Below are 15,418 nucleotides of genomic sequence, written 5' to 3'. Positions count from 1 at the left end.
TTTTTTACTCTAACTTTTGGGGTGCAGCACCTTTCCATGTATCTTAAGGGGCTTTTTTATTTTTGATGCCAATTATACTTTTTCAGTTTTATACTTCTTAAAAAACTACGAGGAGGACTGAAAAAGCAGCTACATATGTGATACCAATTTTTATATATGATGAGGATAAATACGTTAATATCTATTGAATGTTAGATTAACTGGCGTTTTATAAAAAAGTAAAACAGGTTTTATCTATCTCTTGTATTTAATCAGCTTAATCCTTCGAGTAAATGCTTTTTTAACAGAAAATATTATACTTTTGAAATGATCTATCTATTTTTATATAATAGATTTTCCTTTTTATTACAATGGAAACGAATACATTTGGAAAATTAAATAAAATAATTACATAATAATAACATATTCATGAATAAAAAGACCCTTTTTAAAAATAAGTACACATTTTATACAAATTATATCCACAAAATGTTCAAAATGAGTCAATTAAATTATGGAATTAGGTTTTTTTTTATTTTTTTATTAAATATATGGAGGTATAATTCATTTGAATTAAAAAATGATTGAAAAACCTCAGGAGAAAAAGGCGCGAAAACCTGGGTGCCATTTTTCCACTATATAGGTTGTGGGAATATTATTATATTGTCCGTTTATATAACATGAGCTATTAAAACATTGAGTGAGTGTTATATACCTACAATCTATAACTGTAGCAAATTCAATCTATATTAATTCAGAAGGTAGTTTCAAATCTTAGAATGACGAATACTTCAATAAAACATTTTAAAAGCTTTATATTTTAATTGTTTTTTGAGAAGGGAGTACATTATGAAGAAAAAAGTTCTTATTATGCCGACAGTTATGGCTTTCTTGGCATTAATGTTGTCTGGCTGCCAACCTTTGATGATTTTTGATCCAAAAGGTCCGAATGCTAAGACTTTATCGGATACAATCATCTTATCCATAATAGTAATGGCTGTTATTTTATTAGTCGTTTATGTATTACTTGTTAATATGTTAACGAAATATCGTGCATCAAAACAAACAGCAGATTATGAACCTCCACACGAAGAGGGAAGTAAAGTATTGGAAATCACTTGGACAGTAATTCCAATTTTAATAGTAACCGTTTTAGCAATTGTAACGGTATTTACGACTTCTAAAGTTGAAAACCAACCAAAAGGTTATGGGGATAAAAAACCGCTTGTTGTTTATGCTTCATCATCTAACTGGAAATGGCACTTCAGCTATCCAGAACAAGGTATTGAAACAGTAAACTATGTGAACATCCCTACAGATCGACCAATTGAATTTAGATTGTATTCATTTGGACCAATCACAAGTTTCTGGATTCCTCAATTAGCAGGTCAAAAATATGCTATGAGCGATATGGTAACTAAAATACATTTAGCTGCTGATGAAGAAGGTTCATATATGGGTCGTAACTCAAACTTCAACGGTGAAGGATTTGCGAAAATGGAATTCGAAACACAAGCAATGTCACAAGATGACTTTGATGAATGGGTTAATGACGTAAAAACAAATGAACCAAAATTAACAGAAGCAAAATTCAATAAATTATTGAAAACATCTTTCGTAGGAAGAGAAAGTTTTTCTTCAACACACTTATCATTTAGTCCAGCTCCAATGGATATGAGCAAACACAATGATAGTAAAAAAGAAAAAGATGATTCAAAAGAGTCTCACGAAATGGAAGGAATGGATATGTCTCACTAGTTTTAGTGATCGATTTAAAAGATTACTAGACTATTGAGACAAGAAAGGAGTTACACACATGAGCATGGAAGAATTATTCGCGCCGATGAAAGAGCCGATGATTTTAGGTGCTGGGATAAGTATTGTAGTTGGTGCTATTGCGGTATTTGCAGGATTGACTTACTTCAAGAAGTGGGGCTGGCTTTACAAAAACTGGCTAACTACTGTCGATCATAAAAAAATCGGTGTCATGTATATCTTTGTAGCATTGGTTATGCTATTTAGAGGTGGTATTGATGCATTATTAATGCGTGCACAAACCGCTGTCCCAGAGAATGGCTTATTGAATGCGGAGCACTACAATGAAATATTCACAACTCATGGTTTAATCATGATTATCTTTATGGCGATGCCATTTATCATTGGTTTGATGAATGTCGTTGTACCATTACAAATTGGTGCACGAGATGTAGCATTTCCAAGATTAAATGCACTTAGCTTCTGGTTATTTGCAGCTGGTGCAGGTTTACTAAATATTTCCTTCGTAATTGGTGGTTCACCAAACGCAGGATGGTCTTCTTATTTCCCATTAGCAGGTATTGAATTTAACCCTGGTGTAGGGAATAACTATTATGCATGGGCTTTACAAATCTCTGGTTTGGGTACTCTAATGACAGGGATTAACTTTATCACAACAATTATGAAAATGCGTGCACCTGGTATGAAATTAATGAAAATGCCTATGTTTACTTGGTCAGCATTAATCACAAATATCATCATTACATTTGCATTCCCAGTATTAACTGTTGCACTTGCTTTGATGACTTTAGATCGTCAATTTGGTACTAAATTCTTCGCTATGCAAGATGGCGGTATGGATATGCTTTGGGCAAACTTATTCTGGGTTTGGGGACATCCTGAAGTATATATCGTTATTCTTCCAGCATTCGGTATCTTTAGTGAGGTTATTTCAACATTCTCACGTAAAAACTTATTTGGTTACACATCAATGGTATTTAGTATGGTATTAATCTCACTATTATCATTCATGGTATGGGTTCACCATTTCTACACAATGGGTCATGGTGTTATGGTTAATGGTATTTTCTCAACAACAACTATGTTGATCGCAGTTCCAACGGGTGTTAAAATCTTTAACTGGTTATTAACAATGCGACATGGGAAAATTTCATTTACTACACCTATGCTTTACGCATTAGCGTTTATTCCGATTTTCACAATCGGTGGTGTAACAGGGGTTATGCTTGCAATGGCAAGTGCCGACTATCAATATCACAACACAATGTTCTTAGTTGCTCACTTCCACTATGTATTAATCCCAGGTACAGTATTTGGTGTATTAGCTGGTTATCATTTCTGGTGGCCAAAAATCTTTGGTTTCCGCTTGAATGAAAAATTAGGTAAAGCAGCATTCTGGTGTATAGCAGTAGGATTTAATGTTGCATTCTTCCCTCTATTTATTTTAGGGTTAGATGGATATGCTCGTCGTATGTACACATACTCAGCAGATACAGGATTCGGTCCTTTGAATATGTTATCATTCGCTGGTGCTCTTGTGATGGCAGTAGGATTTATGTTAATTTGCTATAACATTTACTACAGCTTCCGTCATAGTCCACGCGATTTAAATGGCGATCCATGGGATGCACGTTCTCTTGAATGGGCAACTCATAGTCCAGTACCAGAATATAACTTTGCAATTGTACCAAAAATCAATCGTTTAGATGAATTCTGGTATGCGAAAAAAGAAGGTAGAGATATTACAGCAGGCAAATATGAACGTATTCATATGCCAAATAATAGTGGCGCTCCAATGTGGATGGCTGGTGTATTATTCTTATTCTCATTCTTCTTTGTATTTAGTGTATGGTCTTTAGTAATTGTATTTGCTATTGCAACATTAGGCTTTATGGCTTATCGTTCATTTGAAAAAGATGAAGGTCATCATATTGAAGTGGCTGAAATCGAAGCAACTGAACGTCGATTGAGAGGTGAACAATAATGTCAAAAGAAAATAAATCAGTTCCTTTAGAATACAGTACAGAAGAAAATGAATTGAAAATCTTTGGTTTCTGGGTTTTCCTTGGGGCCGAAATCCTTCTCTTTGCGACATTATTTAGTGTATACTTCGCATTAGTTGATCGCACAGGTTCAGGTCCAACAGGTAAAGAAATTTTTGAATTACCACCTGTATTAGTTGAAACATTCGTATTGTTAACAAGTAGTTTCTTAATTGGTTTAGGTGTTCATGCGATGCGTATTGGACGAACTAAAGCAATGATGGTTTTCTACATCTTAACTTTACTTCTAGGTGCTGTATTCCTAGGTGTAGAAATTAATGAGTTCTTAACATATATTCATGATGGCGCAACAATTCAAACTAATGCCTTCATGTCTTCATTAATGACATTACTAGGTACCCATGGTGCTCACGTAACATTCGGTCTTCTATGGGGTTCAGGCATCTTAATGCAAATTAAAAAACGTGGTTTAAATGCTAAAACAGCAAACAAAGCATTTATCTTCTCACTATACTGGCACTTCCTTGATGTTGTATGGATCTTCATCTTCAGCTTTGTTTACTTGAAAGGAGTGTTGTAAAAATGAAAGAACTATTTCCTAAAGAACATGTAATGGGCTTTGTCGGTTCTCTTGTTTTAACACTCGCAGCACTAACCGTAGTGATGTTTAAAGGAATGTCTAACGGTGTTGCCATGACAGTTCTTCTTGTAACAGCAGCTGCACAAGCGCTTGTTCAATTAGTATTATTTATGCATATTGGTGAAACAGAAGATAAAAAAGCTTTATATGCTACAATTATTTACTCAGTTGTAGTTGGTTTAATCACTGTGTTTGGTACATTGTTAGCCATGGTTTGGGGATATATGTAATACTGACAAAATGAAGAAGCAGTCTAACATTTAGATGTTAGACTGCTTTTTTACATTTCATCAGTAAATTGGTTGAGCAATACAGCCAACCATTTTAAATGATTGGTAGTCGTAAGATTTGATGCCATCCCTAATAAGATGGCTTTTCTTGGGGAATCTTTTTGTAATTCTTCAATGATCATATCAAAGGTGTCAATGAGAAAACTATTATCTAGATAATTTTCTTTACAATTTTTAATTTCGTCAATAATGTTTTTCTTTTCAATACGTTGTACGTTTCGTGGATTATGTTCATACATTTCCTTTGTTATCAGTGGAGGTACATTTGCCTCAACAAGTAGATCAATACGATTCACAAAGTATTTACTCAATTGATAATAATCAACTTTTTGTTTTTGCATAACTATGAATTCAGCGTATCCTTTCATCATACTTCGAATACATATTAGTAAATCATATTGAGTTTCTTCTATTTTAGATTGATACACTTCTTTAAGAATCGTTAGGGTCATGTGATCAGCAATTCTAAAATGATTATGAATTTTTTCTGAAACATTTTCATCTACAATTTTGATAAGTTCACGTATATGAGATGAGATAAAAGGTGAATTTTTTTCAAAAAAATGAAATGATAACATAAAGTATTGTGTTAATTTTTCTTTTGGGTCAACTTGTAGATTTAGTAGGTCCTGATATTTTGAAGTCATTTCTTGAATAATATACTCAACAATTGCAATTAGCAGTTCTTCTTTAGATTTAAATGAAAGATAAAATGCGCCTTTTGATATCCCACATGCATTTGTTATATCTTGTATGGATGTAGATGCTATTGATCGTTCAGATAAGATCTCTATGGATTTCTCAATAATTAGATCACGTTTAGACATATTTTCACTCTTTCTATGATTCTTACTATAGTATAGTTTGACTTTTGACTTATTGGTCATTATTATATTGAATAGTGACCGATAAGTCAAAAAAGGACGGTGTAAAATGAATTCGCTGATTAAATTTGTTTTAAAAAATAAACTAGCTGTATGGCTTCTAACGATTATTGTGGCTGCTGCAGGCGTATATTCAGGAACAAAAATGAAGTTAGAAACTATACCAGATATTACAGTTCCGATTGCTACTGTAACAACTGTCTATCCTGGAGCAACGCCACAACAAGTTGCTGATGATATTTCGATTCCTTTTGAAAAGGCAGTAAACCATTTGAAAGGTGTTTCAGCTGTTTACTCCAATTCATATCAAAATGCTTCTAGTCTACAAATAGAATTTAAATATGAGACGGATATGAAAGAAGCAGTTAGTGATATAAAGGAAGCACTTGAAAAGGTAGAACTACCAGAAACAGCTCAAAAACCTACTGTAGATCGAGTGAATATTAATGCTTTTCCTGTTGTTGCGTTAAGTGTTGCCAATAAAGATCAATCTATAGCAGATTTAACAAAAACAACAGAAAATTATTTTGTACCAAAACTTGAGGGAGTAGATGGTGTTGCATCTGTAACAGTATCTGGTCAACAAGTAGAAAAAGTAGAGTTAACTTACGATCAAAAGAAATTAGCTAAATACGGTCTTACAGAAGACACTATTAAACAATATGTTCAAGCAATGGACACCCAAGTACCATTAGGTATGTTCCAATTCAAAGATGAGGAACAATCAGTTGTTGTTGATGGGAAAATGACAACAATAAAAGATTTGAAAAATTTAGAAATACCTGTAACGATGCAAAGTGCTTCTGCCAATGCACAAGCAGCTCAAGCACAGGCAAAAGCAGCTCAAGCAAATGTACAAGGAGCGGCAAGTGCAAAAGCTTTCCAACAAACTAAACCATTTGTGAAATTAGGGGAATTAGCATCTATTAAAGTCATTGGTGATGTAGAGTCAGTTTCGCGTACAAATGGACAATCAGCTATTGCAGTTCAAGTTGTTAAATCTCAAGAAGCAAATACAGTTGATGTTGTAAATGATATTAAGGATGAAGCGAAGAAGTTTGAAAAAGAAAACAAAGGTATGGATATTGAGGTAACGCTCGATCAAGGACAACCGATAGAAGATTCTGTTCAAACGATGCTCGATAAGGCATTATTCGGGGCAATTTTCGCCGTTATCATTATTATGTTGTTCTTACGTAATGTTCGTTCAACTATTATTTCAATTATTTCAATTCCAATGTCATTATTAATTGCTGTTACTGTACTAAAACAAATGGATATTTCGTTGAATATGATGACATTAGGTGCGATGACAGTTGCGATTGGTCGGGTAATCGATGATTCAATTGTGGTTGTCGAAAATATCTATCGAAGAATTTATCTAGAAGATGAAAAGTTACATGGGCGTGCTTTGATCAGAGAAGCAACTATTGAAATGTTCAAACCTATCTTATCTTCAACAATAGTCACAATTGCGGTATTCTTACCACTTGGTCTAGTAGGTGGCATGGTAGGTGAATTATTCTTACCGTTTGGTTTAACAATGGCGTTTGCATTAATCGCATCCCTAATTGTCGCGATTACAATTGTTCCAGTTTTAGCGCATACATTGTTTAAAAAAGAGTTATATGGTAACAAAAAAACGAAAAAAGAAGAACATGGTAAATTATCGAGAGGTTATAAACGTATTTTATCATGGGTATTAGATCATAAATGGACCACATCTATTATTTCGATAGTAATTTTAGTCGCAAGCTTATTCTTAACTCCTCTCGTTGGTTTTAGTTTCTTACCAGATGACCAACAAAAAATGGTGTACTTAACATACACACCTGAACCTGGTGAAACACGAGACAAAGTCATTGATGATGTAGAAGTTATTGAAAAAATGATTATGGACAAAAAAGATGTTAAAACAGTTCAATCTTCAATTGGTGGATCTAATCCAATGATGCCTGGTGCATCGAATGGTGCATTAGTTTATGTTATCTATGATACAGATACAGAAAACTTTGGCGATGTAAAAGAAAAACTTATTAAAGAAGTTCTTGCTGTCAATCAAAAAGGTACTTGGAAGAGCCAAGATTTCACATCTACAGGATCAAGTAACGAACTCTCTTACTCTGTTTATGGTAATACGGTTGAAGATATTAGACCGGTTATAAAAGACATTGAAAAATTAATGAAGAAACAAGATAACTTAAAAGATGTTAAAACTTCACTTGCTGAGAACTATGCAGAAAAAACATTAGTAATTGACCAAGATAAAGTTAAAGCTCTAGGGTTGACAACTGGCCAAATTGCAATGGCGATTAATCCAAATACACAAACAGAAGTTTTAACCACTGTAACTAAGGATGGTAAAGAACTAGATGTGAATGTGCATAAGGAAGCCGCATCCCCTGAAAAGTTCCAAGAAGTTTTAAATGAAGAACTTGAAACACCAGTAGGTAAAAAAGTAAAAGTATCTGATGTTGTGAAAGTAAAAGAGGGAACTACATCAACTCAAGTTAACCGTAGTAAAGGTAAAATTTATGCAAATGTTACCGCTACTGTAACGTCAAAAGATATTACAAAAGCATCTTCAGCAGTTCAAAAAGATATTGATAAATTAGACATACCGAATAATGTCAATGTCGATACCGGTGGCGTTGCAGAAGATATGAATGAAGCCTTCTCTAAATTAGGTTTAGCAATCGCTGCAGCAATTGCCATTGTTTACTTCACGCTAGTTGTTACATTTGGTGAAGGTTTAGCACCATTTGCAATCCTATTCTCACTACCATTTACAGTGATTGGTGCACTTGTTGCCTTGTATATTTCAGGTGAAACAATTAGTGTATCCTCTCTGATTGGATTATTAATGTTAATAGGTATTGTTGTAACCAACGCCATTGTATTAGTCGATCGTATCATCCATATGGAACATGCAGGTATGACCATGCGTGAAGCAATATTAGAAGCAGGTGCAACACGTTTACGACCAATTCTAATGACAGCTATCGCAACAATTGGTGCGTTAATCCCATTAGCAATCGGTGCTGAAGGTGGCGGCCTTATTTCTAAAGGCGTAGGGGTTACTGTTATTGGTGGATTAATCAGTTCTACAATTTTAACATTAGTAATTGTACCTTTAGTATACGAATTGATTTCTAAAATCTTGAAGAAAGACCGTGCACACGAGAATAAAGAAGACTAAAATATATACCAATAAATCACAAGTCAGTTTTTGTAGAATATTCTACAAAGACTGGCTTTTTTATATCAGTCTTTTAGAAGAAATAAACTAGACAAATTTAGAATATTTTGATAAATTGTACTATATTAGTATGGGATGGGGTGTTCTGTTATGCAACAGAGAGGGTTGAAATATTTGAAAATTTTAAGCCAAGTAGCATTCTTATATGTATTATCTGAGTGTGGAAAATTGCTGATGGGAGCTTTACATATTAAATTTCCGGGGAGTATTGTAGGACTAATCTTATTGTTTGTGTTACTTGCTACAAAAATAATTCCTGAGAGTTGGATTTCCAGCGGAGCTGAAACATTACTAGCGTATATGACATTGTTTTTTATTCCAGTAACAGTAGGAATTGTAGATTATCCAGAGCTTATTTCTTGGCAGGGGCTCATTATTATTGGAATTATCTTAGTTAGTACAATACTGTCTATTGTTGCATCAGGAAGAGCTACGCAATTAGTTGAAAATCATATAGAAAAGCAATCAGAAAATTTAGTAGAACCTATTGTGGAAACGACTATTGAAAAAATACAACAAAAAGGGGAGTTATAAAATGATAGCGATAACCGTTTGTGTGGCAACATTACTTGTGTTTTTTCTGATGAAAAAGGTTTATACGCATTTTTATCATCCTATCCTTTTCCCTGTATTTACAAGTGCGATTATTATCGTCAGTGTATTATTAGTATTCCAGATTCCGTATGAAACATATATGATAGGAGGACAATGGATTGATCGGCTTCTTGGGCCTACAGTGGTAAGTTTAGCTTTGCCATTGTATAGACAACGAGAGCTTATTATTAAGAATTATAAAGCAATCTTAACAGGAATCGGATCAGCGTTATTTTGTGGTATTGCTATTGTAATAGCACTTGCAGGTGTATTACATCTAAAAAATGAGTATTTAATGACGCTTATTCCAAAATCTATAACATCACCAGTTGCAATGCAGATTAGTAAAGTGATAGATGGGAATCCTACACTAGCTGCAGTATTTGTAATTATAACTGGAATAATTGGTGCAATCATTGGTCCATTCATCTATAAAATTTGTAAAATTGAAACGCCAATTGCAAAGGGTGTCTCTATGGGAAGTAGTGCTCATGGAATAGGTGTTGGAAAATTAACAGAATATGGTGAAAAGACATTATCTATGGGATCTGTATCGATGACATTAACGGCCGTATTGGGTTCAATAATATTACCTTTATTTGTCATAATATTTTTTTAGAATAAAGTCATTTTCCAGGGAATATACTATTTATTAATAACGAAAAGTTGCAGACCTTTCGCTATACAGTTTACAATATTAATGAAGTCTCAATATTTAATATTATGAAGAGGTGGCTTGCCATATGGAATACTCATACCCATTTTCAACAGAGTGGTCTACTGATGAAATTGTTGATGTAATCGCATTTTTTCAAACAATTGAAAAGGCATATGAAAAAGGTGTAAAACGAGAAGAAGTATTATCGAAATATCGTAGATTTAAAGAAATTGTTCCATCTATGGCAGAAGAAAAAACAATTTTTCGCGATTTTGAAGATGAAAGTGGTTATGGAAGCTACGAGATTGTTAAACAGACAAAAACAAGTCAAAATGGTACAATTATTAAAGGAACAACAGTGAAACGTAGAAGATAACAAAAAGCAATCGGTCTGCTCAAAAAAGAGAATTACCGATTGCTTTTTCGCTACACATTTACCATTGTTTTGTAAATAGGCAATAATGCATCAAATGTTTCTTCTACTGTTGTCGCGAATTCTTCCGCGGATAGATTAACAGATTGTTCTCTAGGGATTTGAATGCCGATCATAAACTCGCCTTTTTTAACATCTCGTAGTCGTTCCAAAAGTTTTTCAAGTGAACCATCTGTTATTGCGTCACTTAATGAAATGCCATTTGGATCAAAATGGTCGCCAGAAATATAAAAATCACCTGGAACTTCGCTAAAAATATTCAGATTTTTCAATAAACTATTTGCTATTTCTTTCTTTGTTGGAGCTTCGTAAATAGAGCATAATATGATAAAAATATGCGTTTTAAAAAGTCCAATTTCAAAATGAGGAAGTGCTTTATAGCCTCTTTTATTTGGTGCGAAAGCAACCCAACTATCGATGGGAGGATTTACTTTACGTCTTGCATGTTTTGCAACATGCGGGAAAAATTCTTCACCCGTTTTAACTGAAAAGTATGTACTATATGTTGTTCCTAATTCTTCAAATTTAGGGCGTACATGCTTGATAAGCTCTGACATTCGTTCTTCAAGACCAGGCGTTGTAAAAACATCAAAGTCTTGGTTAGTCCATTTTACAGTCACTTTTTTTCTCTCCTTTTTCAACTTTATGTTTATTTTATTTCAAAAATGGGAAAAAATCTTGTAGAAGGACTTACCAAACGTAATAAAGTGAATATAATGTAGAAAATGGTCAGAAAATTCTATTTTCTGATGTTGAACCTCAAATTTTAAGGAGTTGATTTGCATGAAACAAGTCGTTCATATCATTCGTAAAGTTGATTTTGAAAAGCAATATATTAAAGGACTCCATCTTGAGGTGGATTATGAATTAGCTACTTTATTTGATGCAATGCAATTGAATGATGCAAAACAAATTGCTCAAAGTAAGGCGAGGTTAGCTGAAATTCATATGGAACTGGAGGCATTTCATGCGTTCGCCTAGAGAAACCTCAAATATTTTAACATGACACTTGCTTTTCATTATGAGAAGCAGGTGTCTTTTTTGTTATAATGAAAAGAATAACAATAACTCTGTATTTTGGGGAAGGTGTGGTAACGATGGGGATTGCTGAAGTTCATCAATTTGCAAAGTCAATTATAATAGAAGCAGGAGAACGTATCCGGCATTCATTTTCAGAAAAGTGGAAAATTGAAACAAAAGCTGATGCCAATGATTTAGTAACCAATATAGATCGAGAAACTGAAGTATTTTTTATACAAAAGATTAAAGAGTTCGATCCCTCCTACAAAATTTTAGGTGAAGAAGGAATGGGGGAGAAGATTGATTCACTTGAAGGGGTTGTTTGGATAGTCGACCCAATTGATGGGACTATGAATTTTATTCGACAACATCGAAACTTTGCTATTTCAGTTGGTATTTATATGAATGGAATAGGGAAACTTGGATATATATATGATGTGATGAGAAATCAGATGTACTACGCAATTGAAGGTAAGGGTGCTTTTATGAATGATGTACCATTAAAACCACTCAAACCAATTTCGTTAGATAAATCAATCATTGGCGTAAATGCAGTTTGGGTAACTCCAAATAAGAGAATCGAGCATGAACCTATGATAGAGCTTATTCGGAAGGTTAGAGGGACAAGATCTTATGGTTCTGCATCGTTAGAAATTGCATCAGTTGCAAGTGGAAGAATGGATGCCTATCTATCATTACGGTTATCTCCTTGGGATATTGCTGGTGGTGCAGTAATTGCTAATGAAGTAGGAGCAATTGCGAGTAATCTAGTAAACAAACCGATTAATCTGTTAAAACAAGATGGATTTATTATTGCAAATCCTTCTATTCATGAGGAAATTATTGAACATTATATTAAATTAAAATAGTATTCTAAAAAAAGAGATTGTCCCAAAGCAATTAATTGGGGCAATCTCTTTTATATATTGATGCTACTAGACACTCGAGGTCGCTTCGACTTNTCGGTCGAAAGCTGAAAAGATGCTTTCGATTCGAAGTCTCCAGCGCAAGTCGTGTCTAAACGAGCCGCTTCCGCTTTTATTATATCCAGCTCCATGCGCTAGCCCTTCGAGTCGTTTCGGTCTCTCGGTCGAAAGCTGGAAATATGCTTTCGATTCGAGCCCTCCAACGCACTTCAGGGCTAAACGAGCGCATTCCGCTTTTATTACAATAATCCTTTGTCGCGGAATTGGCGTTTTGTTTTAAATGCTAATCCAAAGACGACACAAACTGCTATAATACCACCAATAATACCTAAAATACTACTAGCAGCGATTGCATATCCGATTGAACACATGGCTAAAATTCCTGCTAATGCAAAGATAGCCATGACGATTTTTGCTTTATTCATTATAATCCTCCAAAAAAATATTTGTTATAATTCTATTGTCAAACGAAATAATAAGATTATCAAGGATTTCATGACTAATAAATAAAAAAGTTGAAAAAGTAAGTGAAAAAAAGACAATTCCCTGTTTTTTATGTTATAATAGCAAAGTTATGGACTCGAAAAAAGAATGTGGAGTGGAACAATGACAAATTTAAGAGAAGATCTCAGAAATATAGCAATTATTGCCCACGTCGACCATGGTAAAACAACTTTAGTCGACCAATTATTAAAACAATCAGGTACATTCCGTTCAAACGAACATGTTGAAGAACGTGCAATGGACTCTAATGATATTGAACGTGAACGTGGTATTACAATTCTAGCCAAAAACACAGCCGTTCATTATGGAAATACTAAAATTAACATTTTAGATACACCAGGACATGCCGATTTTGGTGGAGAAGTAGAACGTATCTTAAAAATGGTAGATGGCGTTTTACTAGTTGTTGATGCTTATGAAGGTTGTATGCCTCAAACTCGTTTCGTTCTTAAAAAAGCTTTAGAACAAAAACTTACACCAATCGTAGTCGTTAACAAAGTCGATAAAGATTCTGCTCGTCCAGAAGAAGTTGTAGACGAAGTTTTAGACTTATTAATCGAATTAGGTGCCGATGAAGATCAATTAGAATTCCCAGTAGTTTTCGCTTCAGGTGTAAACGGGACTGCTTCTTTAGATCCAGATCCTGCTAAACAAGAATCTGATATGAAATGTCTATTTGAAGAAATTATTCGTCACATTCCAGCACCTGCTGACACTCGTGAAGAACCATTACAATTCCAAGTTGCATTACTTGACTACAATGACTTCGTTGGTCGTATCGGTATTGGACGTGTATTCCGTGGTACTATCCATGTAGGTCAATCTGTAGCACTATCTAAATTAGATGGTACAGTGAAAAACTTCCGTGTAACAAAAATCTTTGGTTTCTTCGGTTTAAAACGTGAAGAAATTCAAGAAGCATATGCGGGTGATTTAATCGCTGTTTCTGGTATGGAAGAAATCAATGTAGGTGAAACAGTTTGTCCACAAGATAACATTGAACCATTACCACCAATGCGTATTGATGAACCAACTTTACAAATGACTTTCTTGGTAAATAACTCACCATTCGCAGGTCGTGAAGGTAAATGGGTTACAGCTCGTAAAATTGAAGAACGTTTAAATGCACAATTACAAACAGATGTATCTTTACGTGTAGATCCAACTGATTCACCGGATGCATGGACAGTTTCTGGTCGTGGTGAACTTCACTTATCTATCCTTGTAGAAAACATGCGTCGTGAAGGTTATGAATTACAAGTATCTAAACCAAAAGTTATCATCAGAGAAATTGATGGCGTTAAATGTGAACCAGTAGAACGTGTACAAATTGACGTACCAGAAGATTGCGTTGGTTCAATTATTGAATCATTAGGTGATCGTAAAGGTGAAATGCAAGATATGATCAATGAAGGTAACGGACAAGTACGTTTAATCTTTATGGTCCCTGCACGTGGATTAATCGGTTACACAACTGAATTTATGTCATTAACTAAAGGTTTCGGTATTATTAACCATACTTTCGATTCTTATCAACCAGTAGCATCTGGTCGTGTTGGTGGTCGTCGTAATGGTGCCCTTGTTTCTATGGAAACTGGTAAATCTACAACTTACGGTATGATGCAAGTAGAAGACCGTGGTGTATTATTCGTAGAACCTGGTACTGAAATTTACGAAGGTATGATCGTAGGTCAAAACTCACGTGATAACGACATAACTGTTAACATCACTAAAATGAAACAAAAAACAAATGTCCGTTCTTCTAATAAAGACCAAACAAATGTTATTAAAACACCAAAAATCTTAACTCTTGAAGAAGCGTTAGAATTCTTGGACGATGATGAATACTTAGAAGTTACACCAGAATCTATTCGTCTTCGTAAACAAATTCTTAACAAAAACGAACGTGAAAAAGCTGCTAAAAAACATCGTAGCGCTGAATAATAATTTCACTAGACGGGGAGATGTTAATCTTGTTTAATTCCGGTTTCCTATTAAAACTGAATTTTATGCAAGCTGGTGCATCTACTTCTACAGATGGTCATGACCAAGTTTTTAATCGTATGTCCGGTGTAGCTCGCTATATCTACGAGTATGCACCAAATTATACGATTGCAGGTTATATTCTTTTAGCTGTTATCTTTGTTTTGACGGCAATTGTGTATCATCTTGGATTTGCAAGATCTGCACTTAAAGCATGGCAAACAGCTGTGATTTACGTGTTCTTGTTCTTAGGCTGTATTATTTTAACGTTTTTAGCTTTCTTCTTACCGATGGTAGAAGGATTGATCGTTGCTGCTTTAGTGTTAATCATCTACAAGGTACGTCTACGTAGAGATAAGAAAAAAGAAGCTACTTCATAAAAAAAGAGTTGCCCTTTTCGGGCAACTCTTTTTTTATGAATAGGATAATGGATTTCTTTAGGTTCTATACTAATTGTTGGGGTTGTCAA

The 15,418-nt window shown here is 34.3% G+C and carries 15 protein-coding genes; 12 read left to right on the top strand and 3 right to left on the bottom strand.

Annotated elements, in window-relative coordinates; all coding sequences use genetic code 11:
* Nucleotides 1-828 precede the first annotated feature (828 nt).
* From qoxA to qoxD, 4 genes are read left to right on the top strand one after another with little or no spacing between them, the layout of a single operon-like run.
* Nucleotides 829-1,737 carry a cytochrome aa3 quinol oxidase subunit II gene (qoxA, locus tag CW357_RS16500; RefSeq protein WP_119414733.1) on the top strand — a complete coding sequence of 303 codons (909 nt, stop codon included), beginning with the start codon at nucleotides 829-831 and terminating at the stop codon, nucleotides 1,735-1,737.
* A 58-nt stretch (nucleotides 1,738-1,795) separates the two neighbouring features.
* Entirely contained in the window at nucleotides 1,796-3,739 is a 1,944-nt protein-coding gene (gene qoxB, locus CW357_RS16495) for a cytochrome aa3 quinol oxidase subunit I (RefSeq protein WP_124218616.1), read from the top strand.
* Nucleotides 3,739-4,338, top strand: coding sequence for a cytochrome aa3 quinol oxidase subunit III (qoxC, locus tag CW357_RS16490; protein ID WP_119414735.1), 600 nt, complete (start codon nucleotides 3,739-3,741; stop codon nucleotides 4,336-4,338). The genes qoxB and qoxC overlap by 1 nt, the downstream gene beginning before the upstream one ends.
* 2 nt (nucleotides 4,339-4,340) lie before the next feature.
* Nucleotides 4,341-4,628, top strand: coding sequence for a cytochrome aa3 quinol oxidase subunit IV (gene qoxD, locus CW357_RS16485; protein ID WP_124218615.1), 288 nt, complete (start codon nucleotides 4,341-4,343; stop codon nucleotides 4,626-4,628).
* Between the two features lie 50 nt (nucleotides 4,629-4,678).
* Here qoxD and CW357_RS16480 read toward each other — a convergent pair whose 3' ends face one another.
* Nucleotides 4,679-5,515 (bottom strand): TetR/AcrR family transcriptional regulator, encoded by an 837-nt coding sequence (locus CW357_RS16480; RefSeq protein WP_158582311.1) that lies wholly within the window; start codon nucleotides 5,513-5,515, stop codon nucleotides 4,679-4,681.
* Nucleotides 5,516-5,621: 106 nt separating this feature from the next.
* Between CW357_RS16480 and CW357_RS16475 the strand changes: the two genes are divergently transcribed.
* The 4 genes from CW357_RS16475 to CW357_RS16460 all read left to right on the top strand — a co-directional run bounded on the left by CW357_RS16475 (nucleotide 5,622) and on the right by CW357_RS16460 (nucleotide 10,459).
* Nucleotides 5,622-8,771, top strand: coding sequence for an efflux RND transporter permease subunit (locus tag CW357_RS16475; protein ID WP_119414738.1), 3,150 nt, complete (start codon nucleotides 5,622-5,624; stop codon nucleotides 8,769-8,771).
* A gap of 150 nt (nucleotides 8,772-8,921) precedes the next feature.
* Nucleotides 8,922-9,365: a CidA/LrgA family protein gene (locus CW357_RS16470; RefSeq protein WP_158582312.1), complete on the top strand. Its 444-nt coding sequence runs from the start codon at nucleotides 8,922-8,924 to the stop codon at nucleotides 9,363-9,365.
* Nucleotide 9,366: 1 nt separating this feature from the next.
* Nucleotides 9,367-10,044, top strand: coding sequence for an LrgB family protein (locus tag CW357_RS16465; protein ID WP_119414740.1), 678 nt, complete (start codon nucleotides 9,367-9,369; stop codon nucleotides 10,042-10,044).
* 124 nt (nucleotides 10,045-10,168) lie between these two features.
* Nucleotides 10,169-10,459 carry a UPF0223 family protein gene (locus CW357_RS16460; protein WP_119414741.1) on the top strand — a complete coding sequence of 97 codons (291 nt, stop codon included), beginning with the start codon at nucleotides 10,169-10,171 and terminating at the stop codon, nucleotides 10,457-10,459.
* A gap of 50 nt (nucleotides 10,460-10,509) precedes the next feature.
* Here the strand turns inward: CW357_RS16460 and CW357_RS16455 are convergent, their stop codons facing one another.
* A complete protein-coding gene (locus tag CW357_RS16455) occupies nucleotides 10,510-11,136 on the bottom strand; it encodes a YktB family protein (protein WP_124218614.1) in 627 nt (208 codons plus the stop codon).
* 163 nt (nucleotides 11,137-11,299) lie between these two features.
* Here CW357_RS16455 and CW357_RS16450 point away from each other — a divergent pair, with 163 nt between their 5' ends.
* Both CW357_RS16450 and CW357_RS16445 read left to right on the top strand, forming a co-directional pair.
* Nucleotides 11,300-11,497, top strand: coding sequence for a hypothetical protein (locus CW357_RS16450; protein ID WP_119414743.1), 198 nt, complete (start codon nucleotides 11,300-11,302; stop codon nucleotides 11,495-11,497).
* 116 nt (nucleotides 11,498-11,613) lie between these two features.
* On the top strand, nucleotides 11,614-12,405 hold the full coding sequence (locus CW357_RS16445) for an inositol monophosphatase family protein (RefSeq protein WP_119414744.1): 792 nt from the start codon (nucleotides 11,614-11,616) through the stop codon (nucleotides 12,403-12,405).
* A gap of 296 nt (nucleotides 12,406-12,701) precedes the next feature.
* Here CW357_RS16445 and CW357_RS16440 read toward each other — a convergent pair whose 3' ends face one another.
* Nucleotides 12,702-12,887, bottom strand: coding sequence for a DUF5325 family protein (locus CW357_RS16440; protein ID WP_119414745.1), 186 nt, complete (start codon nucleotides 12,885-12,887; stop codon nucleotides 12,702-12,704).
* A 181-nt stretch (nucleotides 12,888-13,068) separates the two neighbouring features.
* On the opposite strand from CW357_RS16440, the gene typA reads away from it, so the two are divergent.
* Complete coding sequence (gene typA / locus CW357_RS16435) at nucleotides 13,069-14,910, top strand: translational GTPase TypA (RefSeq protein WP_124218613.1); 1,842 nt, start codon at nucleotides 13,069-13,071, stop codon at nucleotides 14,908-14,910.
* Nucleotides 14,911-14,936: 26 nt separating this feature from the next.
* Nucleotides 14,937-15,329, top strand: coding sequence for a YlaH-like family protein (locus tag CW357_RS16430; RefSeq protein WP_371684365.1), 393 nt, complete (start codon nucleotides 14,937-14,939; stop codon nucleotides 15,327-15,329).
* Nucleotides 15,330-15,418: the final 89 nt, after the last annotated feature.

Source organism: Rummeliibacillus sp. TYF005, assembly GCF_003844195.1.
Taxonomy (GTDB): domain Bacteria; phylum Bacillota; class Bacilli; order Bacillales_A; family Planococcaceae; genus Rummeliibacillus.
This window is presented reverse-complemented; position numbering and strand designations above follow the sequence as displayed.